We start from the raw sequence: 23175 nt of genomic DNA, 5'->3' as shown, positions 1-23175 counted from the left end.
CCAATGGTTTTCGCAAGGATGGCTCTGACGGTGTTTGTGGGTTGTCAGTTGTCCGTCTGAGTGGATGTCACCGGCTGGTTAGCTGGGAAGTTGTTCGTGAGAAGTAGTGTCACTCGCGGGGTTGCGGTGGCAAGGTGAATGTGCTCAGTGAAGGAGTGTCGGTGTGCCACTGACGATCACCGATTACGCCTGGGCCGTGGTTTTCTGCTTGAGGCGTTCGTAGGGCGTCTGGCCGCCCAGGCCGCCGTGGGGGCGATGGTAGTTGTAGTAGTCCTCCCACTCGCGCAGTTTGTCGCTGAAGACCTCGGCGTCGTCGATGACGACGCCGTCGAGGAGCCGGTAGAACTCCTCGGCGTCAATGCGGTGGGATCGTTCGACCTTGCCGTTCAGCCGCGGTGTGCGGGGCTTGATGTAGGTGTGGGCGATGCCCTTGTCGAGGACGTGCCAGTGGAAGGCGGACTGGAACTCGGCGCCGTTGTCGGTCTGGATGACCTCGACCTGGAACGGTAGGCGTTGGAGGACGTAGTCGAGGAACTGGATGGCTGTGTTCTGGTTCAGCGTCGGGAAGATGCGCAGGACGCGCAGGCGGGTGCAGTCGTCGATGGCGTTGAACTGGTAATACTTGTTGCGGCCGCCGCGGCGCCCCTGGGGCATCGAGGCGAGCGGCTCGATGAACTTCACGTCGATCTGCACGCGGTGGCCGGGCAGCTGCTTCTCGTACCGCTTCCATCTGCGGTCGTGGCGCTTGTAGCGGTGGGAGGTCGGCAGGCGGCCCATGTCGAGGCGGTTGAGGATGCGCCAGACGCCGGACTTGCTGATGGTGACGTCGTGGTACCGCTTGAGGTACATGGCGATCTTCTCGGGCCCGAAGTGGTAGTTCTGCCGCAGGTAGATGATCTTCCCGACCACCTCGACGTGGGTCGCGTTAGGAGAGGTCTTCGGAGCCTTGGAGCGCGTGCGCAGGCCGTCGACGCCCTCATCCTGGTAGCGGCGGTACCAGGTGTAGTACGCCTGCCGGCTGATTCCGAAGTAGCGGCAGGAGATCGCGACGTTCCCGGTGACTTCTTCGACGTCGCGTATGACGGCCAGGCGCCGCTTGGCCTCACGGTCAAGCGGCGGGGTGGTGGGGATGGGCTTCGGCATGTGGATCTCCGTAGTGATCGGAGACCCAGGTGTCAACGATGATCGTCAGTTTTAGACCGACAGGCGGGATTGCTCCGAGAGGTCCCCCGCAGCCCGGGTGCATCGACGTGATGCTCAACGCCGCCTCAGAAGATTCGTGTTCACGAGTGCGGGGTTGCGTCCTCGGCCATCATTCACTGCATGAAGCCGCAGACCCGACGCTTGGGCCTCGCCGTAGTGGGCGTGGTCGCAGCGCTCGCCTATGCCCTTCTCATGTGGCGCGGACCGTGGTGGGCCGACGGCCCTCACCTCCGAAAGGAGGATCTCCAGCCCGCCGACGGCGTCATCATCACCGGCTTCCGGCCCATGCTCGTCGCGCTTGGGGCCGGGGCGGTCGCCGCGCTCGGGCTTTACTACACCCATCGCACCCACCGGCATGCCGAGAAGCTGTACGAGCACAGCCAGGAGCAGTTCGCCCATGTGCGCGAGAAGGACCGGGAGCAGGCGACACTGACGCGTGAGGGGCAGGTCACCGAGCGGTACGTCGAAGCGATCAAGCTGCTCGGGTCCGGCAACCTCCACGAGAGGCTCGGTGGCATCTACAGTCTCAAGCGGATCATGAACGACAGCGAGAGGGACCACAGGGCAGTCGTCGAGGTGCTCTCGGCCTTCGTGCGCACGTTGGCACGCAGTGGCAGCAGACCGGCAGGGGAAGCGCAAGAGCCGCAGACCGGGAGCCTGCGGAATCGGTTGAGGTCCTGGTCCCTGACGTCCTGGCGGCCCTGACCGTCCTCGGGCGCCAGCCGACGGGGCGCGGCCATCTTGTGACTGACCTGCGTGGGGCCCGTCTCACCGGGGCCATGATCCGCGACGCCGACCTGAGCGACGCGAACCTGCGGCAGGCCGAGCTCACGGGCGCCCGACTGGACGACGCCGTGCTCACCGGCGCCCACCTGGCAGCGACCACGCTGAACGGAGCTGTTTTCTGGGATGGAGACCTGTCCAACGTGATCGCCCCGACGGCCGACTTCACCGGAGCGAGTGTCGTGGGCACCAAATTCACGAACGCTGTTCTCACAGACGCCGTCCTGGTAGGGGCGGACGTCGCCCAAGTCGACTTCGGCTACGCGTCCATGACCGGCGCCGACCTGACGGGTGCGCTCCTCATGAAGGCCGTTCTGAGGCATACGCAGCTTGAGCACGCCGTATTGAGAGGAGCGAACCTGGAAGGCGCAGACCTAACGGACGCCGACCTCGTCGGCGCGACTCTCGCGGAAGCAGACCTCACCGGTGCCCGACTCGGCGGCTCCAACCTGGCCCACGCCGACCTCACGGATGCCGACCTCGCTCCCGCCGACCTTACTTCCGCCCGCGGTCTGGTCGTCGGCCAGCTCCTCAAGGCGCACCTCACCAAGGACACAAGGATCCCCGCGAGGCTGGCCAGCGAGCAACAGGTCAAGGACCGGATAGACAAGTGCGAGGCAGCCGATGAAAAAGCGGGCCCGGATTAGGACAACTTGAGGCCGTGCCGATGCTCACGCTGCTTCCCAGCCCAGCAATCGGGACAAGTGAGGCGAGTTCGTGGGGCGCAGGGCAGAACGGGATGTAGGCGCCGACCATGTGACGCACCAGCACACAAGAGGTACCTGAGTTCCAATCCCTCCCCGCAGCACGGCCCCCAGCTTGCCAGTGAGACGGAGTGCTCAGCCACTGGGTAGGCTGGCTCCGCAGGGTGTCAGCGGCGCGCGGGCGCGGCCAGACGCGCTGGGCGCATGCGGTCGAGCTCGTCGTAGATCCGGGCGCGCAGATGGGATCGCGGCTCGGTGAGTTGCAGGCGTCCGTAGCGCGTCTCGTACCGGGCCAGGTGTGCGCGGATGTGCCGGTAGAGGTCGGGGTGGCGGCGGACAAGTTCGTCGTAGGCCTGGTCCCCGGCCTTCTTCAGCAGCTCGTAGCTGGGATCCTGGTGCTCGGCCATGGACATGCCGTCGTTGAGCGCGGTGATCAGCCGGACGGACTCGGAGCGGCGTTGCAGCAGTGCGGCGAACAGGCGTCGCCGGTCGTGGAGTTGTCCGAGTTGTGTGGCGCTTCGCGGCGGGCTCGTGAGCGTGAGGTCGTGCAGGTGCTTGGTGTGGGGGTTGGCCGCGCTCGGGGCGGTCTCGGCGAGGGCCTCGGTGAGCTGGTCGCGCCACCGGTTGAGCACCAGAGGGTGGCACAGTGCGTCGTCGCGGGCGTCCTGCTGTGCGGCGTCGGCGATGAGACGCCGCCGGAAGGCCAGCCCGTCGAGCTCGATCAGCTCGCGCACCGCGCCGGTGAGAGGGGCGATGAGCCATCCGTTGTCGATGCAGCGTGTGATCTTCTCCGGGATGGAGCGGATATGGACGGCGGCCGAGGGCGCGACCCCCGCGTCCGCAGCGAGTCGGCGCACCAGCGCCTCCTTCTCGTCCGGGAGATACCGGCCCAGCCACGCCCGCGCCAGACGCCGGGAGTCGTCGGTCGCCGCGGGGAAAGGAAGGACCCCCGCGGCGGTCAGCTCCGCGACACGCTGCCCCTTGAGGCGCCGCTCCGCATCACGCAGCCTGTCCCGCACGGCCCGCTCCTGCACGGCCAGATCCTCCACTTCCTCGCGACGCCTGCCGGACAGGACGCAGACCTCGCGCCGGATCTGCCGGTCGTGCATCGCGTAGGTAAGGGCATCGATACTCTGCTCGATGCGGTCCGGACCGAAGAGCAACTCGTCCAGACCGGTGCGCTGAAGCCCGCACGCGTGCGCCGTGACCACCTTTGCCAGGTCAAAGAAGCTCACGTTGACCAGATCCGCCAGCTCATGCAGGGGGAGCCGCCACGGCTGCTGGTGCGGCACACGGGTGGCCTTGAGACCCACTCCGGAGAGCACGGGACCGGCCCGGTAGCGGACAGGCCGCTCGTGCGGCTCGGCCAGGTCGAGGGCGAAGCGCATCTTCACATAGCGGACGGTGCGGCCGCGATGCAGGGCGGCCGTGGGACGGTCCCGCAGAGTGCGGCACGGGGCGCGCCTGGCCGCCCCGCAGGTCGGGCACACGATCGTTGCGACCTCGCACGAACGCACATTCCACAAGACCCGTAGCGCCGGGGAGGTATAGAGCGCACCGTCGGCCCGCACGGCGACATCAATGCTGGAGCACATGGGCCGGAGGCTGCCAGGCGCGACCTGCTTCCTGACCGGGCCGCGCCGCGCAGGCGCTGTGAACAACCCGGAAGAGGACGCTCACGTTCCAATCCCGAACTCACGTTCGTATTGTCGCCGCACCATGGGGTGAACTTCGCCGACAGGCCTCCAGGACGGGCGCCGGAGCGCACCCTGACATGCATGCCCTTCGTGGTCGGCGCCCTTCGCCGGTGTGCCGGTGGGCGAGTCCGGTCACCGGCACAGCCCTCGCTGGCCTCCTCCGTGCGCGGCTTGGAGTCCGGCTAAGCCATTTGGTTTGGATCAGCCGGTCGTTGGTCCGGGTGTGCCGTTGACTGATGCGCAGTGGGCGCGGATCGAGCCGTTGCTCCCGGACCGGACGCCGAAGCGGGGTGGCCGCTGGCGGGACCATCGGGAGGTGATCGACGCGATCGCCTTCAAGTTCCAGACCGGTACCCAGAGGGTGCACCTGCCAGAGAAGTACGGCAACTGGCGGGGCGTCTACAACCGGCTGCGGATGTGGGCCGTCGACGGCACGTGGGAGCGGGTGTTCACCGCCCTGGTGGCCAAGGCCGACGCGAATGAAGACGTCAGCTGGGCCGTGTCCGTGGACTCCACCATCGTGCGCGCTCACCAGCACGCGGCCGGGGCCCGCAAGAAGGGGCGCCAGCCGACGAGCCGAACGATCACGCCATCGGCCGGTCTCGCGGCGGACTGACCACGAAGATCCACCTCGCGGCCGACGGCCGGTGCCGGCCGCTGGCGTTCGTCCTCACCGCCGGCCAGGCCGGCGACGCACCCGCCTTCACGGACGTCACGGCCCGCCTGCGGCGTTCCCCGCCCTTTTGGACGGCCCCGCACCAGGCCGGGCCTGCTCCTGGCCGGCAAGGCGTACTCCTCCCGCGCGATCCGCGACCACCTGCGCAGGCGCGGCATCCGCACGGTGATACTGGAACGGGCCGACCAGCAGGCCAACCGGCGACAGCGCGGACAGGCCGGCGGCAGACCGCCGGCCTTCGACCGCGAGGCATACAAGCAACGCAACGCCGTTGAGCGGTGCATCAACCGCCTGAAGCAGTGGCGCGGCATCGCCACCCGCTACGAGGAGACCGCCACCATCTACCTCGCCGGACCTCATATTGCGGGTATCTTCCTCTGGTCCGCCCGCTGATCCAAACGAGGCCTAGACCCTCTAGAGGCCGCGGCGCTAGGCACAGTGCTGTGACTAGGCATCTAGCAGCGGCACTCATTCGCGGTTCCCTCCCCATGGGCGAGGTGTGCTGACGGTGTGGCAGTGACACCTGCCCAGTGAGCGCAGCGGGCCCAGCTGGCGAGAGTTCCAGGTCATCGACCAAGCAGGCTGCTAAGCACCTCCTTCGAGGCCGCGCGCCGTTCGGGGTTGCGGGACCAGACGGCTGGCACGGCGACCAAGAGAAGCAGGACGAGGATGAGGATTTCGATGGTGAGGGCGGGGACCAGGCCACTGCTTGCGCCTGTCAGGAGCGCCATGATTCCGCCACCACCTGCGACTGTGAGAGGACCTGGGAGGCTGATGCGGTTCGTCGCGCTGGCTGCAGGCGGCTGAGCGGATTCTCGCCGCGTAGGCTCGATGTTGATGATTCCTCCTCGATCGGGACGGTCATCGATCAGCGGCCCTCCGTCGTGAGCGGGGGGCCGCTCCCTGATGATGCAGCGAGTTGACATCGTCCTGTTGAGGTGTGGATTACATCTACTTGTTGCACATGGCAGCTCGGGCGATACATTCGCCCGCTACCAGCGCACCCTCCAGCATCGTCCTGTTCCTCACTTGGGTCCGCTGTGCGGGTTGCTCTTCGAGGGCAGCCGAAGAGTGCTCAGCCTTGAGGCCCCACATCATTACGGTTGGCACTCACGAACGACGGGTGCCGACATCAGGCAATATCAGGTTGGCTGAAAATCGAATGCCTCGTTCAGGTCCTGGACCGAGAACCCTCCTTCTTCCTCCCGCTGTGGCAAGCCGTGGACGTAGTACTACGCGCCCTGCCCATGGTCATGGTGGAAGGACCAGACTAGGTGGTCGCGGCAGCCGAGGAACTGCGGGACGCATCGTGCGAAATAGCAATGGTTCTTATGGACATCCTTGAGGCACGCGGCAACGGTCTCGACGTAAGCAGCCTGCGGGAAGACCTGGTTGAACAGCAGAACTGGCTCGACACGCTCATCTCGGCTTTCGCTGTCGCCGTCCGTAAGGTCCTGGACCTGCAGACGGACGGGTAGAGGCCCGCCGTCATCGGCCACCATCCGGGCGCTCCGTATCGGAGAGGTCTGCCGCCTCCTTTAGGGTGCCGGCCCCCCCCTCACAGCCGGACCGGGTCCGGCGCTCAAACGCTCCGCGGCCCTCCCCGACGGAATCGGTCGAGCACAGGGACCACAGGCTGCGCAGACTGTCCACAAGCACCTGGGCAGGGCGTGATCCCGGCGGGTGAGCCCGGCGCGCGGTCGTCCATTCCACGAGCATGCGGCCCGCCATGCGAGCCATCCCGGCGGATTCCACCTCGACATGGCGAAGGCGTCCCTCCGACGCCATGCGTCCCACAGCGTCCAAAGACTCACACACCTGCTCCCGCAGGAAGCCCAGTTCCTTGTCGGTCACGGCCAGGAAGGTGCTAAGCCGCTCTGCCCCCGATGTCTCGCCGCGGTCCGCGAGCTGTTCGCTGTGGTAGTGCGCGGCGAGCAGCCACGCTGCACGCGACTGCTCGGGTGGTCCGTCGAAGGCCATGGCCGACCGCAAGTCGGCCATGAACACGCCGTCGTGCGTCGGCAGGGCCGGCGCATTCAGCCAGGTGAGCACGCCGCAGACCCGCCCATCGAGCTCGGTGCGTGATGCAGTCACCAGATCCCGGCGGCGCCGGAGATTGGCCCTCATCTGCTGGACAGCCGATCTGTTGTCCATGTCCACGGAGGCTGCCGCCTCTGCCCAGTCGTACCACGGCCCCTCCTGCCCGCGGTGCTCGGCCGGGATCCGTTGCAATGCCTCGTTCTCCCTCTCACGGGCCTTGCTGTAGTAAGGAAAGTAGGCCTTGAGCAGGGCTGCACGTACAGGATCCAAGGGCACCGGGACCTGGTTGAACCACGCCAGCAGTGCCAGATCATCATTGCTCCGGCACCGCGGAGCGCAAACCAGAAGGCCCGCAACGAGAGCGACTGTCTGCGGCGCGTGAACCGTGCGTCCACCGATCGTCACCTGCGTCTCTGAACGCCGGGGTACCAGCCCGGCCGTACGCCATCGCTCCAGCTGGTACGGGCTCAGCTTCAGTCCGGACACGGCGACGATCCGGATCAAGTGGCTGTCGGCCGCGCCAGGTTGTGTTCTCACCATGTGCTCAAGGTACGAAAGGGCATAGCCGAATCCGCGGGCGTCAGCGCGGGGCACTGGACGCCATGGACGGTCTACCCGACGGCCTTGTGCCAGCTGGCGGTACCGCGCCCGCATCGGCGGTGCTCTCGGTCGTCGATGGACATCCTCGGCGTCAGGCTCGTCCGCCCAACTGTCGTGAAGGTCGTTTGGACGCTCAGAGGCCTGTGGTTCAACCCGAGACTCCACCGCCGGCGCCAGGGCGGCGTCCCTGGTGGAATATCTCGTTCTCTCGGCTCCACTGGGCAGTATGTGGTTGCAAGCGGGCATCGGTGGGGTCAGGGCAGCCCACAGCTGCTGCGGGACAAGTTGAGGTATGCCCAGGGCGCAGCCAGAGAGTGAGATGTGTGGTCGGTGGTGAGGACCCGGCGCCAATCACCGCGGTCACGCCGTAGCCGCCTCAATAGCAGCTGTGGGCGGCTTCAGGGCGGATCGAGGGGCGACTGGCGCAGGTCGAGGTAACAACGCAGTCGCACACCCGGCTGCCCGGCCTCGCGAGTTGTGCATTCCACGGATGTTGTGGCCCATCGGGAGGCCAGGGCCGTGTGAAAGGCGAATGCAGTCGCGTCGTCGGCTGCGGCGACATCGACCACGATCAGCCCGGGTTCGGACACGTGTACTTCGTTGATCGCTTCCATGCCCGGGACGACGCCTCGCTCAACACGGCGGTTCTGGATGCTGTCTGTATTCACCCTCACGAGCGTGCCTGGGCCGGATCGGCCGCATCAGTTTACGAGCGGGATACGTCGTGCATCGCCGTTTATCCGGGGACGCGTCGCAGGAGGAATCCGCCTCGTCCGGGCAATGAGTAGTCACGTTTTCTCCACTCGACCTCCACTACCTGATCACGTCCGGTAGGCTCCGGGCGCTCCATTCGCACCACTGAAGGGGGGATTCCTCATGCGCATCAGGCGCACTCTGACCGCTGCCGCGACCACGGCGGCCATCACCGCTCTCGGCCTGGCCATGGCCGTTCCGGCGCAGGCCGCCGAGTATTCCTCGGCCCTGAAGATCAAGGGCGTGCAGTACGACGCCCCGGGCCGGGACTCCAACAAGTGCTCTGGCGGCAACACCGCTGCCGAGTACCTGACGATCAAGAACTACTCGAAGACGGCGACCGTGAACCTGAAGGGCTACAAGGTCAAGGACGCCGCCGGCAACTCCTTCACCTTCAAGAACAGCCACACGCTGCATCCCGGCGACCAGGTGAGCCTGCGCGGGGGCCGCGGCACCGACTCGGACGCCAAGAACGTCGTCTACCGCCAGAACTGCAACTTCATCTGGAACAACGACAAGGACACCATCTACTTCTACAAGCCCACCGGGGCCCGCGCCGACGTCCACGCCTACACCCAGAAGGCCAACGACAAGGACCGCAACGGCTACATCACCTACCACGGCTGAATCGGCCCCCCACGGGAAAAGCGGCCGCCGGGCACACGCCCGGCGGCCGATCCGCTTGCGTATCACCGCCCGCCCTGCGGCGAGCTGGGAACTATGCGACGGGCTCGTAGGCCACGCTCTGCTCCGGGCAGCCGATCGCAGCCTCCTGCAGGGCTGCCACCTCGGTCTCGTCCGCGCTCAGGTTCCAGCGCAGCTTTGTGCCCACCCACTCGGCGATGTACCGGCAGTGCACCTCGGTGGCCGGCGGCAGCCACTGGGCCGGGTCCTGGTCGGCCTTGGACCGGTTCGAGCGGGCCGTGACCGCAACCAGACTGGTGGCCGAGCCCTGGTCGTTGGCGTACGCCTCACGCCGCTCGGATGTCCATGCGGAGGCGCCGCTGTCCCAGCTCTCCGCCAGGGGCACCATGTGGTCGATGTCGAGTCCGGAGGCCGAGGTCACCCACACCTGGTCGTAGTAGGACCACCATTGTCCCCCCGACAGCCGGCACCGGGGCCCGACCGTAGGCGGCTCGACGGCCTCGTCGAGCAGGACCTCGTTGCGGGTGGAGCAGCCGTCGGCCGGATCGTCGCCGGTGTTCCAGTGGCGGAAGGCGTCACGGTCGTAGCCCTCACGGGACTCGGCCGCGACCGGCAGGCGGCTGACCGCTTCAGCGAGCGGCAGCGTCTCCGCCGCGTGGACCGGCGTGGAAGCGGCGACGGACAGAAGGGCGAGGGACGCGGCGGCCAGGCCGCGCAGCACAGAGATGACCATGGACCGTTGATAGCGGCCAACGCCGGGGCGCGATCAGCCATTTGCCGAGTGCGCCGCCCGTGTGAGTGGAAATGTCATACCGGCTCCAGCCTCGATCCAGCCGCAGCTGATCACTGAATGAATGGAGCTGCTTCCTCCATGAGTGCCCGCAGCTGCTCGAGCGACGGCCGTAGCAGGCCCTGGCCACGGTGTACTCGGCGTGGCAGAAGCGCCTGTGCCCTGCGAAGTGCGCCGGCGCCCGGCGCGGGAATGATCTCCTGGGGCCTGCTGTGCATAGGGCTGCCGCGGACGGATTTGGATGCCGCAACGTCGGCAACTCCGTTCTTGGAACTATCGGTCGTCCTCGATGTCCCGTGGGGACGGTTGTCTTCCCATGCCAGGTCGAGGACGTAGCGCTCGGTGTGTGCGGTGTGCCGCCAGCTGTCCGACAGGGGGGCCGCCGTCCAGACGCGGCCAGATCTCGCAGTGCCGCTTCGCGAAGGCTGCCCATGGCCTGGCGGCAGGTCCATCAGGCAGCTCCCCGACGCACACCTGGGCGGGGCAAGTCCGTCTCTCTGCGGGGCCAAGGCCGAGCTGATTGACGACCAGGGTTCCGGTCTCGGACTGAGAGGGTGATTAAGAGGCGGCCTTCGACCTCGCCCGGAGCGGAGGGAGGGTCTCCCGGATACGGATGCCGACCTGGCCGGAGTGTTCGCCTGAAAGCTGTAGAGCTACTGATGGTAGCCGTTCCCGGCCACTACCAGCTGGCGTGCGAAGCCCATGGCGGCTGCGTCGTCGAGGTAGGCGTCGGCATCCTCTGCCTCGATGAAGCGAAGGCCATGGAGGGCTCCCATACTGTTCGACCAGGAGTCTCATGTGCGAGCCTCCCTCTCAGCGGGTGATCTTGACCTAGGACGGGTGGCCGCCCAGCATCCGGTGGAGGTCTACATCGAGTGGAGCCGGCGCAGTCGGCCCGTACGAGTGCAGCCGCACGTCAGAGCCGTTGTCAGTGCCGGCCGCTAGCGTTGCCGCATGCCTGAGAACGCTCAACTGGACACGCACTCAAGCGCCAGCGCGCTGCGGGAGCCTCATCGCGCCGCAGAGACCCGAAAGTCAGCGTGTTCATCGAACATCGGTACGTCTTCTGCTGCCTGAGTGCTCGGCCCTGCCTGAACGAACAGCCCGCGCCTGCTCATGTACAGGCGCAGGGCGCGGTCGTTGCCCTGGCATGCCTTCAGTCGCATCACGCCTGGTCGGCGCGGTGATATCTGTTCACCGTGTGCCTCTTTCGGGGGACACCGCGTCGCCGCTGAGGCGGCTACGATCCTGGCAACCCACCCTCCGTGCAATTGCATATGGGATCCCATGTCCCGCGAAGCAATGCAGAGGTCCGTGTGCGGAGCCCTCGAGGGACTCGTTCGGTGGGGCATCGTCGAGCGACCAGAGAAGGTGACGGCTGTGCAGTACCGCAACGGGCTTCCGGCGCAGAACATCAGCGGAGCGCTGTGGATCAAGAGCAGTCACAGCAACGCTACGGGCGGCAACTGTGTTGAAGTGGCGGCCTTGCCCGGCGGGGGAGTGGCCCTGCGCAACTCCCGTGACCCCCATGGTCCGGCACTGGTGTACTCCCCGGCGGAGATCACCGCGTTCCTGGCCGGGGCCAAGGCCGGCGAGTTCGACCACCTGACCGGCTGACGGGCCGACCGCAACCGTCGGACACGCAGTATGCGAGTCTGCGAAACTGGCGCGGATCCAAGGCCGTTTCGCAGGGGGGCTGGCATGTCCGACGGTTCCGGTTCCGGGTTGCATGAGGCCGCCGCGGCACCGGTGCCCGGGAGCACCGGGCAGAACGCCAGGCCGGAGGTGGCGGCCCGCCTGCTGGGGGAGGCGCTGCGCCAGGCCCGCAAGGAGCGCAATCTCGCTCTGCGGGACGTGGCCCCGGTCATCCGCGGCTCGGTCTCCAAGCTCAGCCGTCTGGAGCGGGGTGAAAGCCCGCCCAAGGACCGCGACGTGCGGGACCTGGTAGCGCACTACCGGCTGGCCGGCGACCGGGTGCACGAGATCGAAGCCCTCCTGCAACAGGCCAAGGACAACGCCTGGTGGCAGCAGTACAGCGACGTGACGCCCAACTGGCTCAAACGGCTGATCGGTCTCGAGGCCGGCGCAACCCGCATCTACTGCTATGAGAACCACGTCGTCCCGGGCTTGCTGCAGACCATGGAATACACGCGGGCCCTGGTCACCAACGGTCTGCCCGGAGCGGGGCCGGAAGAGGTGGAGCGCCGGGTCCGGCTCCGCCTGGAACGCCAGCGCATCATCCGCAGCCCTCAGCGGCCCGACATCATCGCCATGCTGGACGAAGGGATCCTCCTGCGGCCCGTAGGCGGGCCTGCTGTGATGAGCCGCCAACTCGACCATCTCATCCAGCTGTCGGACCAAGGCCGGATCAACATCCGCGTCGTGCCCTTCGACCGCAGCGCCAGCGCAGCACCCAGCTACCCCATCACCCACCTGACTTTCGGTGACGGCGGGCCCTCGGAGCTCGTCTATGTGGAGTTGATCGACAGCGCGATGTACCTCAGCAGGACCGCCGAGATTGAGCAGTACCGGCTGGTCCTGCTCAATCTGGCGAAGGCCTCGGCCCGAAGGAAAGACAGCCGGGCCATGCTGGAGCAGGCACGGGACCGCTATGCGGCCCACGCCGAGGAGCCAGTCTGACCCCGCCTTGAAGATCCGCCTTGCAGGCGGGTATCCAGCTGCTCCCCAGCGCCGGCCTGCCCGATCGGCCACTTGTTCACAGGATTTGGATGCGGCTGGCGCGAGACCGTCACAGCTGGGCTACCCCGCCCCACTCCACCCACTCGTCGCTGTGAGCGCGGGGCGGGAGACTGTCGTCCGGCCGCCAGTCGGTCACGTCCACCAGGCCCGGCTCCAGGACCTGCATCCCCTCGAAGAAGGCACGGACCTCCTCTTCCTCCCGCACCCTGCCCCAGTGACCATGGGTCGCCCCGTCCATCAGCGAGGTCACTCTCTCCCGCACCCCGGCGTCAGCACTGACGAGTTGGCAGACCACCAGGAAACTCCCCGGGGCGAGCCGCTGGGCCACATCGCGCACCAGTTCCCCGGGACGGTCGCGGTCGGGCAGGCAGTGCAGCACGGAGATGAACAGGGCGGCAACGGGCTGGGTGAAGTCGATCAGGTGCCGCACTTCGGGGTGAGTGAAGATCGCTTCCGTGTCGCGCATGTCGGCATCGATGACGACGGTGCTGTCGTTCTCCTCCAGCGCCGCGTGCCCGTGAGCCAGCACGCTGGGATCGTTGTCGATGTAGACGACCCGGGAGCTGGAGTCGATGCGCTGGGCGATCTGATGGACGTTGTCCTGCGTAGGCAGGCCGGATCCATGGTCGATGAACTGGCGGATCCCGTAGTCCTTCGCCAGTACGCGGACGACCCGCTGGAGGAACTCGCGGTTGTTGCGCGCCAGTACCTTGGTGCCTGGCGCAATCTGCATGAGCTTCTCGCACTCCTGGCGGTCGGAGGCGTAGTTCTCGATCCCTCCGAGCAGCCAGTCGTACATCCGCGCCACGCTTGGCACGCTCACGTCAATACCAGTTGTGTTGTTTTCCGCCATGTACGTCAAGAAGGGCCCCCAACCGTCCGCATCGGTGAATCGCCCATGCTAGAACCGCACAAGACGGCATCCAAGCTGACCGGCGGAAAAAGACCCCATCGTGAAATGAGCCCTTTCTGGCGCGAAAAAAGGCGCCCCGGAGCATTCCGGGGCGCACGCCGCCTGCTGACGGTCACGGAGGACCCGCTGAGGCTGGCCCGACCGCTGCCCAGGCGCCACAAGCCGCAGTGATCTCAGTCGCGCTCCGGCACGGTCTGCGCCCGGCAACGGCCGCAGACCGACTCCGCAGGACGGGAACCGTGCAGACTCACAGCAGCCTGACGGACCGCCTGCCACAGCGGCTCGACGTCATCAATGCGCCCGCCCAGAGCACGCACCAGGCGGGCAGTCGCCGGCCAGGGCAGAGCGTGCCGGCCGGCCAGGACCTGACGCAGACACTCCACAGGCAGCAGCGCCTGCTCACCGAGCCTGTGCAAAGCAGGGGAACCGGCTGACAGATGCAGACCGCGCAGTGCAGCCGCCAGGCAGCCGACAGCTCCCTGAGCAGGCAACCGAGACGTCATCAGCGTGCCGGCGGCACTCTCCCACAACAGTCGCAGATCCTCCGCCGTGCCACCGAACACACCGGCTAATGTGTACACCTCAGGCCACGACGGCACGGCGTCACCGTTCAATGCCTGGAGCACGTACTCCGGCTGGAGCCCCGCCCGCTCGGCCGCCTCGTCCACCACCACGCCTGAGCTGATCTGCAGACAAGCCAGGGCGTCCGCCAGGCGCTGGACGGCGCCGCGCCGATCCGCGGCCTGCCGGGGCGGGAAGAGGGCCCGCAGCGCAGGCGTACTCCAGCGGGCGCTGGCCTGCGCCGCGGTGATGCCCGCGGCCGCGCCCACCTCCTCCCAGCTCGCGCCTGCCTGCTGTGCCTCATGCACCACTGCCGCCGTACAGCGCTCCGCCTGACGGTAGACACTGTCGATGATCTCCAGCTGAGCCCGCAGCGGAAGCTGCAGCCTCTGGGAGGCCATCAGCCGTCCGGTGAGAGCCGCCAGGTGACGTGCGCTGCGCGCGGCACTGGGAACCGCCAGCGGCTGACCGCGCTGCGCGTTGCGCGCCCGCTGCGCGCGCCTGCGGCACAGCTCGTCACAGTAGTCCCGGCGCCGTCCGCGCCCTTCCCGCAGACGCAGCGGCTGCCCGCAGTGTCCGCACTTCTTCCGCTGAACCGGAGCTCGCACTGCCCTCTTCCGCCCCTCCGTGTGAAGTCGATGCACGGCGGTGCCTGCGCGGCGCACCGCGCAGGCACCGCCGCCGGAGCGCTTGGCTCCGGCAGGCAGCAGATCCCTACAGCCGAACGCGCAGGTAGCGGAAGGAGGACTGGGCCGCCAGGCCGGCGGCCGGCAGCAGCAGCCAGGCGTCCCGGCCGCCGGATCCCAGCACCCACACGACGATGATCACCACCAGGACGAAGCTCAGCCGCAGGCGGACGTCCAGGGCATCCAGGCAGGCGTTTTGTGGAATGACGGAGCGCGAAATGGTATTTTCGCGTCCGCGGGGCATGCAAGGCATACCCCGGAAGAAGCGGGCGTTCATATGGTTAGCAGCCTTTCTGACTGAGCGTCCGCAACAGGGTCCCGGTGGTGTGGCGACACCCCCGGGGCCCGCCCGCGTTTGGGGGCGTACGGCACTTTCTGGGGAGGAAGTTACCCCCTCCCGTGCGTCGTCGTCACGTTAACCCGGAGATCCAGAAGGCAACCGTCACGCAAAAATGCACGTGCAAGTCTCGCTCCGTTCGGCCCAGTTCTCCGGTCTGGTGAAAATCTGTCCACGCGACACATCTGACGCCCCTGGAACGGACAGATCTCGACCCTTCCGTTCAATAAGGCGAGAGAACCGGCCAACCCTTGACGGACAGTCAATGCGGGGCCGAAGGGTGCTCGTCAGCAGCAGATCTCCGCATTCACCCGTGGGAGGGATGCAAAGTCCAGCGGAGGACGATCTTCCATTCATCTGCACGTGCAGATGCAAAAAACAGAGGCTCCGTGACACGTTCCGAGGCCTGCCCCTTCGCATTGTTGCCTCAGGTAACCCCCTGCTCCAAACGGTGGACGCGCAGAGTCCGTCCGGCCGCCGCCCGTCCACGCAAAACAAGAGCGCCACCGGCACGTCGTGATGCACCTTCGGCCGATCGCGCTCGCCGCCCGCCCGGCACCGCCACAATGGGGCGACGCGGCACGGAGGGCGATCGAGCAGGTCGCCGTGCGGCGGCAGTCCGAATCGGGGGAGCGCATGGCACCACGCAGAATCACAGAAGCCCAAGCCGTCCAGGCGCTGATGGAACGCGGCGCGCGGCCCCTGGAGGCATTCCCGGGAACCCAGCACCCCTGGCGGTGCCAGTGCCTGACCTGCGGCGAGGTCCACACCCCCCGCTACAGCGACGTCGTCAACAAGGGCAGCGGCGTCTGCCGCGGAACCTGCCGCTCCCGGAAGATCTCCAACAGGCTCAGGCGTGACGGCACGCAGGCCGCCGCCACCATGCAGCGCTGGGGCTGGCTGCCCCTCGAGCCGTACCCGGGCGCAGCCAAGCCGTGGCGCAGCCGGTGCGCACAATGCGCCGCCGTCAAGATCAAACGCCTCTCCCACGTACGCAACGGACACGCCCGATGCAACCACTGCGCCGGGCGCGCCCTCGGCGCAGTGGCGGCAGCGGAGATCATGACGTCCGCCGAACTGGCCCCTCTTACCGCCTATCCGGGGCAGCAGATGAGACCCTGGCTCTCAAGATGCCTGCGCTGCGGCCACCTCGGGACTCCCACCCTCGCGTCGGTACGCCTGCGAGGCCACCAGTGCTGGGCCTGCAAGGCCGCCGCCTTCCCCGTTCGTCACCCCCTGGACGAGCAGCAGGCGGTGGCCTGCATGATCACGCACGGACTGGAGCCGCTGGAGCCGTACTCCGGAGACGTCAACGCCCCCTGGAGGTCACGCTGCACCACCTGTGACAGCGACTCGGCACCCGTGCCGGGGAGCATCCCCGGTCACCACCGTGCCTGCCCTGTCTGCGCGCGGCTCGACATCAGCCCGGTGGAGCCGGGCTACCTCTATCTCGCCGTCCACGATGACCTCCGGGCCCTGGGGTGGGCGGTGGCCCAGGGCCGGCACCGTCTGCACTCCATCGGCCGTTCCTGGCGGCCCCTGGCCCGCTGGCACCTGGCCGCAGCCCAGGACGCCTGGGCTTTCGGACGTCACCTGAAACAGCAACTGCGTGGCAACGGCTGCCCTCCTGTGCCGAAGGCGGACGCGGCACCCGATATGGCCTGGGCCCAGACGGTCTCCCTCGAGCACGTGTCCACCGGAGGCGTGGTGCGCATCGTCGAGGACGTGGCGGGACCCGCTTGCTGACACCGCAGCAGGCCGTAGTCCACCCGATGAGGCCCACTCGCCGCTGGCGCCCTGCGGGGACGCCAGCGGCGTAAGCGGGGGCAGACGCTGCATGCACGGCTCATCTTTGACTCCTCTTCGGACGCCCACTAGCATCCTCAATCAGATAAGTGATTAGGCATGCAGGAGAGGGCGGGAAAGGTGCTACTGACAACGGGACAGGCCGCGGAAGAGCTCGGATGCGCCATCACGACCTTCCGGCGACTCGTCAACGCCGGACTCCTGCCCGGACTGTCCCGTCGCGGCGTCCGTGTCATGGTCCCGCTCGAAACCGTCCAGGCACTCAGCACCCGCCACCACGCCCCCCTGGATCAGCTGTCTTCCCCGGAGGTCGCCGTCCTGCGCGTCGACACTGCGCGGCCCGCCGACGACCCGGACCGCGCCTGGAGAGGCTTCGCCTCCTCCCTCACCCCCGACGACCTCGTCAGAGCCCTGCGCGGCTGGTGGCGCTGCGACCCCGCCGGGGTAGCAGCCGGACAGGTGCTGCCGGTCACCCTGTCCGGCTACGTCGTGGCCGTCCTGACCGGTCTCCAGCGGTGGGAGAAGAACGCCAAGGGACGGCACGCCTTCCCCGACGCCCGCCTGGCCGGGTACGTCACCGACCTGGCCACTCCCCACACCACCATCACGGCAGAGTCGGCAGCCGACCGGTGGCTCGCCGAGCTCCTGCTCGGCACGCGGCTCGTCTCCCACTCAGGCGGAGCCGTCGCCTACGTTCCCACCCGCACAGCCGCGTGACTTGCCGGTCAAGGAGGCCTGCTGATGGACGCTCAGAGCTACAACGCCGCGCTCGCCGAACTGCGCGCTGTGCGGGACAGGATCAAGAAGTCGCGGGCGGAACTGACAAAGCTGGAAGCCGACCGCGACCAGCGGATCACCCGCCTTGCCGCCTACAGCAAAGCCAAGGCCGAGCGAATCGCCCCGGCAGCAGGGATGAGCGTCGCCGACATCGTCGCCCTCGCTCCGGAGCTGGCCCCGGACGACCTCGCCGCACCCGGCCAGGCCCCGGAGCCCGCCACGCCCCCCGAGGCCGCCGCCGCTGAGGCCGACGCCCGGCCGGCTGGCTCCCCGCAGGCAGTAGCGCCCGCAATCAACGATGCACAGAGCACCCCACCAACCCCGCGGCCCTCCGCAGAACCAGCGGACGCCTCGGCCAAGCCCATCACGGACGCGCCGCGGGCCCTGCCGGCCCTTCCCACAGGGGAGGCGGGCGATGCCTGGTTCACCCACACCTCAAGCCTTGCCTCCACTCGCCCGAACTTCACGCAGCAGGCCCGCTCCACCGTCTTCCTCGACACCGCCACCGGCGTCCTCGCCCACCGTCAGCACATTCACCACCTGGACCTCGCAGGCCGCACTGCTGCAGATATCCTCACCGCCGTTTTCCACGCCGTCCCCGACGGCGTGGAGCGGATCTACATCACCGCTGGCGACCCCTGGCACCGCGACGCCGACCGCTACCCCTACCTCCGCGACGCCGTCACCGCCTGGCTGAACGCCCCCACTCCCGGCTGGCGCACCGACACCGGCCGCGGCCGCGACCGCATGGCCGGACACTTCGTCCACGCCCGCAACCCCGTCGGCCGATACCAGCGCGACGACGGCAAGGCCCACGTCGAGATCCGCTCGGTGGGGGAGTGGTTCGACCTCGACGACCACGACACCCCGGCCACCGTCCGCGACGCCTTCGTCCTGCTGTGGCAGGCCCTGCGCCGCCACTGGAGCGACGCCGTCCTGATGGGCTCGCCCTCCCAGACAGGCCGGGACCTGTGGACCCGCACGATCCCCATCCGCGGCCAGCACGCCGACGGCTTTCCCGTCCTGTCCGAAGAATTGCGCGGCCTGCTCCACGCCACCGCCGGCCAGGGCCGCAACGAACTGATCACCCCGCCCCGCGTCCCCGAAAAACTGCCCGCCCTTGTCGAGTACGACCGAACCTTCGCCTACGCCAAGCACACCTGGAAGTCCCCGGTCGGCGCCCCCCGCCGCATCACCGCCGCCACCTTCGCCTCCTGGAGCGAGAAGGAACAGATCCGCGCCCTGTACGGCTGCGGCCACTGGCACGTCCGCGTCACCGTGCCCGACGGCTGGAACCACGTCGGCCTCCTCCCGGCGCCTGCCCCGGGCGACCGGGCCTGGCACTACCCCGCCACTGCCGGCACCACCTTCACCACCTGGGCCGGAGGCCCCGAACTCCACACCGCCCTGACCAACCCCCTTCAGCCGTGGAAGATCGAAATCCTCGACGGCATCCTCTGGGAAGACGGCAAGCCCCTCGACGACTGGGCCAAGAAACTCAAAGACACCTGGACCAACCTCACCGCCCAGGCCCAGATCCACGGCGACCCCCAGCAGGCCCGCGCCGCCCACCTCGCCTCCCGCGCCGTACGCGCCATCCTCCTGTACGGCATCGGCTCCTTCGCCCAGCGTCCCCGCATGGTCACCGGCACCACTCCCCGCACCATGGAACGCGACCTGCCCCCGGACGCTGAGATCATCGGCTTCGACGACGAGCAGATCACCTGGCAGCGCCCCACCGGCTTCAGCCGCGACCCCAACGCCCACCCAGAATGGGCCGCCGCCATCTGGTCCGGTGCCCGCGCTGCCCTCCTCAGCCAGCGCCACCGCGACGACAACGCCTACGCCGGAGCCCTGCACACCCCGCCCGGCACCGTCGTCGCCTTCCGTACCGATGCCCTCTACCTCACCCAGCACCAGAACTGGCCCTATCACCACCAGCCCGGCGACTACCTTCTGCGCGGCCACCTCACCGGCCCCGTCACCGCTCCCACCACCGAGGAGGAACTCCTCACCCTTCGGGACGCTGGAAGGGCCACCCACGCCATCACCCGGCAGGAGGCCTGATGCCGTCCCGCACTCGTCGCCGACGCTCCTCGCAGGACACAGGGAGGAACGAAGCCGCTCAGCTCGCCGACCGGCTCCAGCAGGCTGGCTACACCAAACGTGACATCGCCCGCATCATCGACCGCGACCCCTCCCTGGTCTCGCAGTTCTACTCCAGGAACAAGGGCGCAGCCTTCGTCCCCGCCCTGCGCCAGGTCCTCACCGCCGTCGAAACCGGCGGGGTCACCGACCTGCCCGAACTTGCCGCCATCGCGGCCCGCCACACCACCCGCCGTACCACCGCCTCCGGCACCCGCGCCCGCGTCCGCACCAAAGCCCTGCTGATCACCCCGACCGGCTCCGGCACCGGCCGCGTCGCCTCCCAGGCCATCGCCTCCGGGTCCGCCCGCCTGCGCCCCCTTATCGCCGAAGCGGCACGCCGCGGCCTGCGTCTGGCCTTCACGGTCCGCCTCGCCAAGACCGCCTATGTGCATCCCTCCGGCAGCCGCACCGACTCACCCGGGATCCGCCGCGATGTCACCCAGCGCGCTGACCACACCGAAGAACGCTCCTACGGCTCCGCCCAGACCGGCGGCTTCGATGCGACCGATTTCGCCCGCCGCGTGGACGCCGCCGGCGGTGACGTTACCGCCGCCGTGCACCAGTGGCTCTCGGAGACCGGCCGTATCCGCCCCGAAGCCCAGATTCTCCATCTTGAAGTACGCACTTGGCGTTCTCGCTGACGGCGGCCCTGTGTACTCGTGCGGCCAACGGCTCCCCACCGTGTGCGAGGCGTAGAGCGAAGGTTCCTCCCGTCTGAACTGGAAGGGAATCGGTCGGTCACGGGGCGGTCCGTTCCACCTCTGGCGGATGCAGAACCAAGTGAGCCTCTCGTATGAACGCACCCAGAGCCTCGTTCATGGGCTGAAGCTGCTGCCGACCCCGTTCCAGCGGCTCATCATCGGGCCAGTGGACCGAGTACGACGCGATCCGTTCAGCATCCCTCGGGGACAGAAGGCCAAGCTGGACGGCCTCCTTCAGCGCATTCGGGTGCACGCCGTCTCTGAGCAGAGCGACCAGCGCGGCCAAATCCTCAAGCTCAGAAGCTCCGCGCGGGAACCGGCTTCGTTCCTCTTCCCAGCGGCGCGCCGGATCCGTTCAACCTGCTGGTCCACGTGCAGGACCGCCTCGGACCGCGCCTCGGGCGAACTCTGCATACACAGTGCGGCGGGCTGTGAGTGCCTGCTGGTCGGCGGCGCTTCGGGTCTGTTCGTCGGACGGCTTGCACAGTGGCCTTCGCGTCGGCCCGGGCACCGAAGTAGCCCAGTGGCGCAGTCGCAAGTGCGATGACGGCCGCCACCGCATCAGGTGAGAAGACGGCCGCCACCAGAATGGTGGCATGATCCCCTCACGAGGAGGACAGGGAACCCAACCGGCCAGGGCCCTTGGGACTTTGGCGGAACGACGGCTGCCGCCATGCGGAAGCGCAAGCGATGGACGTCATGACGCAGTGCATCGGGCGCGATCCAGCCGTGGCCGGCCTGCTTGACCCAGGTGGGTGGCTCAGCCGTGATATCAAGCAGGGCCACAAGCCGGAGAGGGCGGACGTCCTTGGCTCCCCGCCGCCCGCTCCGGGCCAGGCCCGTCGTGCCAACGCTATGTCGCCGGTGATGTGACAACGACACAGCCCGGTCTGCGGGCGGTGAGCGCAGCGGGCTTGGGCTTCTACTTGATCTTCTCGGCTTGTGCAGCGCCCTCGGAACCAGCAACGGGCTCGGGCCCACCGGTGGCGGTGTAGTAGACCGAGGAGCCCTGCTTGGTGCGCTGGGCACGCTGCTTGGCAACGAGACCTTCGAGCGTGTTGCGAACCACGGTGGTCTGGACAGCACGTTCGGGATGGGCCTGGTTCAGCCCGGCAGAGACCTCTGCGGCGGACCGCGGTTCACTCTGCGCGGCAAGGTGACGGCGGACGAGTTCGACGAGGGTGGGCGCGTCGCTCTTCGCCGCTTTTGCCTTGGCCGGAGCCTTGGCGGCACGTGCCTTCTTGGCGGCGACGGGCTCCTTGGCCGCTGTGCGACCCCGCGAGGCCGTGGTCCTCGCGGTCTGCGAGCGCCTGCTGCCGGTAGGCTCAACGGCCGTCTTCTTGCGGGGTGAGGGCACGGTGGTGCTCTCAGCAGCCGGCGCGGGCACAGTGCCGGCCAGTGCCTGCTGGATGTTCACCAGAACATTGTGGTCCTGCTGCAGGGCGGTGAGCTTCTCCTGCAGCGTGGCGATGTCCGCGCCGATGCGCTCCTGCTCCTTGGCATTGCGCTCGAGGTCGCTGGCCACCTGGACGGCATACTGCGAGGCCACTTCGGTTGTGTTCGATGTCTCCAACATGGTGCTGTTCTCCTTGGCTGCGTGAGGGACGTGGAGAGGGAAGGTGACTGCCGGACGCGGATGCGCTGGCTGCTCCTGAGAGGAAAGCCGCAGCACCAGTCGTGCATACCCCCGTGCGGAGATAGTACGGATGAGAGATGAGGATTGGCCCTCTCGGACCGCATCCATGCTCACCGCCGTTCTGGACGCCGCGGGTTGCAGTATTCAGCTGTCCGGTCTGCCGAGCACTGTGGTAGCTGTTGCGGGAACTGCCAGAGCACTTCACCGGTGTCATGGTGGTGATGCCAAGATGCGAGGGTGCGAGCCGACACCAGCCGGTCGAGCAACTCCATGGTCTGCTGCGGGGAGTGCCCGCACAGGCGGGACACAGCGTCCAAATCCTCCGTGCGTAAGGTATGTGACGCGAGCGCGAGAGCGGTCAGCTGCAACACAGCGGGAGCCGCAGCCGGCACCACCAGGGGCGTCGGGTGCAGCGCCCAGTGAGCGGCGCGGCGCCGCGCGCCGCGGCCTGGCGCCTGGTCGAGCACGGTGGCGTCCAGTAGCCGTACGGCCACGGATCCGGGCCGGGGACTGGCCGTCTCCAGCCATCCGGCCTGAGCCAGCTCCAGCCACAGTTCCCGGCGCCCGCGCAGCCGCATGCTGCGCAGCATCCCGTCCGCGACAGTGACATGTCCCCGGGTGTCCGAGCGCAGGGCGCATTGCAGGGCGAGCAGCCGGGCAGCGGGGGAGGTGAACTGGGGGAGCGTGGCGGACAGGTAGGTGAGCATCTCCCGCACACGGGCCCGTTCGTCGGGCCCCGGAGACAGTCCGTGGCGGGCGCGCCGCAAGATGCCTCCCGCCGGCTTGGGCCGGCGTGCGCCGAGCAGCGTATCCGGCACGACGGCGGTCTCGCTGGTTGCTGCGGCGCAGGCGGCGCAGGCGTCGGCCAGGCGCCAGGAGCGCCCGCCGGCCTGGCGGGTGAGCGCCAGGAGCACCGGCCCCCCGCAGCCTCGGCTGCGGGAATGCCACGTACAGCCCAGGGCGCGGCACTGGCACGTGCGCAGGTGCCCGGGCAACGCCTCGGCGCGAGCGTGGCTGGC

Annotated in this window: 21 protein-coding genes and 1 pseudogene; 11 read left to right on the top strand and 11 right to left on the bottom strand. The window is 68.1% G+C overall.

Annotation, left to right across the window (positions count from 1 at the left end):
- Positions 1–183 precede the first annotated feature (183 nt).
- Positions 184–1143 carry an IS481 family transposase gene (locus RI578_RS00725; protein ID WP_310869183.1) on the bottom strand — a complete coding sequence of 320 codons (960 nt, stop codon included), beginning with the start codon at positions 1141–1143 and terminating at the stop codon, positions 184–186.
- A 180-nt stretch (positions 1144–1323) separates the two neighbouring features.
- On the opposite strand from RI578_RS00725, the gene RI578_RS00720 reads away from it, so the two are divergent.
- Positions 1324–1908 carry a hypothetical protein gene (locus RI578_RS00720; protein ID WP_310869182.1) on the top strand — a complete coding sequence of 195 codons (585 nt, stop codon included), beginning with the start codon at positions 1324–1326 and terminating at the stop codon, positions 1906–1908.
- A 74-nt stretch (positions 1909–1982) separates the two neighbouring features.
- A complete protein-coding gene (locus tag RI578_RS00715) occupies positions 1983–2633 on the top strand; it encodes a pentapeptide repeat-containing protein (protein ID WP_310869181.1) in 651 nt (216 codons plus the stop codon).
- Between the two features lie 224 nt (positions 2634–2857).
- Here RI578_RS00715 and RI578_RS00710 read toward each other — a convergent pair whose 3' ends face one another.
- Positions 2858–4084 (bottom strand): hypothetical protein, encoded by a 1227-nt coding sequence (locus RI578_RS00710; RefSeq protein WP_310869180.1) that lies wholly within the window; start codon positions 4082–4084, stop codon positions 2858–2860.
- Between the two features lie 526 nt (positions 4085–4610).
- Between RI578_RS00710 and RI578_RS00705 the strand changes: the two are divergent.
- Positions 4611–5456, top strand: a pseudogene (locus RI578_RS00705) (IS5 family transposase).
- A gap of 173 nt (positions 5457–5629) precedes the next feature.
- Here RI578_RS00705 and RI578_RS00700 read toward each other — a convergent pair.
- Positions 5630–5794: a hypothetical protein gene (locus RI578_RS00700; protein WP_310869179.1), complete on the bottom strand. Its 165-nt coding sequence runs from the start codon at positions 5792–5794 to the stop codon at positions 5630–5632.
- A gap of 543 nt (positions 5795–6337) precedes the next feature.
- Between RI578_RS00700 and RI578_RS00695 the strand changes: the two genes are divergently transcribed.
- On the top strand, positions 6338–6541 hold the full coding sequence (locus RI578_RS00695; RefSeq protein ID WP_310869178.1) for a hypothetical protein: 204 nt from the start codon (positions 6338–6340) through the stop codon (positions 6539–6541).
- A gap of 10 nt (positions 6542–6551) precedes the next feature.
- Here the strand turns inward: RI578_RS00695 and RI578_RS00690 are convergent, their stop codons facing one another.
- Together RI578_RS00690 and RI578_RS00685 are read right to left on the bottom strand one after the other, a co-directional pair.
- Positions 6552–7643 (bottom strand): hypothetical protein, encoded by a 1092-nt coding sequence (locus RI578_RS00690; RefSeq protein WP_310869177.1) that lies wholly within the window; start codon positions 7641–7643, stop codon positions 6552–6554.
- A gap of 458 nt (positions 7644–8101) precedes the next feature.
- Complete coding sequence (locus tag RI578_RS00685; RefSeq protein ID WP_310869176.1) at positions 8102–8371, bottom strand: DUF6207 family protein; 270 nt, start codon at positions 8369–8371, stop codon at positions 8102–8104.
- 208 nt (positions 8372–8579) lie between these two features.
- On the opposite strand from RI578_RS00685, the gene RI578_RS00680 reads away from it, so the two are divergent.
- Entirely contained in the window at positions 8580–9083 is a 504-nt protein-coding gene (locus tag RI578_RS00680; protein WP_310869175.1) for a lamin tail domain-containing protein, read from the top strand.
- A gap of 91 nt (positions 9084–9174) precedes the next feature.
- Here RI578_RS00680 and RI578_RS00675 read toward each other — a convergent pair whose 3' ends face one another.
- A complete protein-coding gene (locus RI578_RS00675) occupies positions 9175–9834 on the bottom strand; it encodes an HNH endonuclease family protein (protein ID WP_310869174.1) in 660 nt (219 codons plus the stop codon).
- Between the two features lie 1437 nt (positions 9835–11271).
- Between RI578_RS00675 and RI578_RS00670 the strand changes: the two genes are divergently transcribed.
- Together RI578_RS00670 and RI578_RS00665 are read left to right on the top strand one after the other, a co-directional pair.
- The gene (locus tag RI578_RS00670) at positions 11272–11508 is read left to right on the top strand and encodes a DUF397 domain-containing protein (protein WP_310869173.1); all 237 of its coding nucleotides are present in this window, start codon (positions 11272–11274) and stop codon (positions 11506–11508) included.
- 84 nt (positions 11509–11592) lie between these two features.
- Complete coding sequence (locus RI578_RS00665; RefSeq protein WP_310869172.1) at positions 11593–12531, top strand: helix-turn-helix transcriptional regulator; 939 nt, start codon at positions 11593–11595, stop codon at positions 12529–12531.
- Positions 12532–12640: 109 nt separating this feature from the next.
- Here the strand turns inward: RI578_RS00665 and RI578_RS00660 are convergent, their stop codons facing one another.
- From RI578_RS00660 to RI578_RS00650, 3 genes are all read right to left on the bottom strand, one after another.
- On the bottom strand, positions 12641–13444 hold the full coding sequence (locus RI578_RS00660; RefSeq protein WP_310869171.1) for an SAM-dependent methyltransferase: 804 nt from the start codon (positions 13442–13444) through the stop codon (positions 12641–12643).
- A 233-nt stretch (positions 13445–13677) separates the two neighbouring features.
- Positions 13678–14466, bottom strand: coding sequence for a hypothetical protein (locus RI578_RS00655; protein ID WP_310869170.1), 789 nt, complete (start codon positions 14464–14466; stop codon positions 13678–13680).
- Between the two features lie 313 nt (positions 14467–14779).
- Positions 14780–14995 (bottom strand): hypothetical protein, encoded by a 216-nt coding sequence (locus RI578_RS00650; RefSeq protein ID WP_310869169.1) that lies wholly within the window; start codon positions 14993–14995, stop codon positions 14780–14782.
- Positions 14996–15724: 729 nt separating this feature from the next.
- On the opposite strand from RI578_RS00650, the gene RI578_RS00645 reads away from it, so the two are divergent.
- The 4 genes from RI578_RS00645 to RI578_RS00630 all read left to right on the top strand — a co-directional run bounded on the left by RI578_RS00645 (position 15725) and on the right by RI578_RS00630 (position 20460).
- Positions 15725–16834, top strand: coding sequence for a hypothetical protein (locus RI578_RS00645; protein ID WP_310869168.1), 1110 nt, complete (start codon positions 15725–15727; stop codon positions 16832–16834).
- Positions 16835–17014: 180 nt separating this feature from the next.
- The gene (locus tag RI578_RS00640) at positions 17015–17611 is read left to right on the top strand and encodes a helix-turn-helix domain-containing protein (protein WP_310869167.1); all 597 of its coding nucleotides are present in this window, start codon (positions 17015–17017) and stop codon (positions 17609–17611) included.
- Between the two features lie 24 nt (positions 17612–17635).
- Positions 17636–19738 (top strand): hypothetical protein, encoded by a 2103-nt coding sequence (locus tag RI578_RS00635; protein ID WP_310869166.1) that lies wholly within the window; start codon positions 17636–17638, stop codon positions 19736–19738.
- On the top strand, positions 19738–20460 hold the full coding sequence (locus RI578_RS00630) for a helix-turn-helix domain containing protein (protein WP_310869165.1): 723 nt from the start codon (positions 19738–19740) through the stop codon (positions 20458–20460). The genes RI578_RS00635 and RI578_RS00630 overlap by 1 nt, the downstream gene beginning before the upstream one ends.
- Before the next feature lie 982 nt (positions 20461–21442).
- On the opposite strand, the gene RI578_RS00625 is transcribed toward RI578_RS00630, so the two are convergent.
- Both RI578_RS00625 and RI578_RS00620 read right to left on the bottom strand, forming a co-directional pair.
- Complete coding sequence (locus tag RI578_RS00625) at positions 21443–22096, bottom strand: hypothetical protein (RefSeq protein WP_310869164.1); 654 nt, start codon at positions 22094–22096, stop codon at positions 21443–21445.
- 170 nt (positions 22097–22266) lie between these two features.
- Positions 22267–23070, bottom strand: a complete 804-nt coding sequence (locus RI578_RS00620; protein WP_310869163.1) for a hypothetical protein — start codon at positions 23068–23070, stop codon at positions 22267–22269.
- Positions 23071–23175: the final 105 nt, after the last annotated feature.

The organism is Streptomyces sp. BB1-1-1, assembly GCF_031597775.1.
Taxonomy (GTDB): Bacteria; Actinomycetota; Actinomycetes; order Streptomycetales; family Streptomycetaceae; genus Streptomyces; species Streptomyces thinghirensis.
This window is presented reverse-complemented; position numbering and strand designations above follow the sequence as displayed.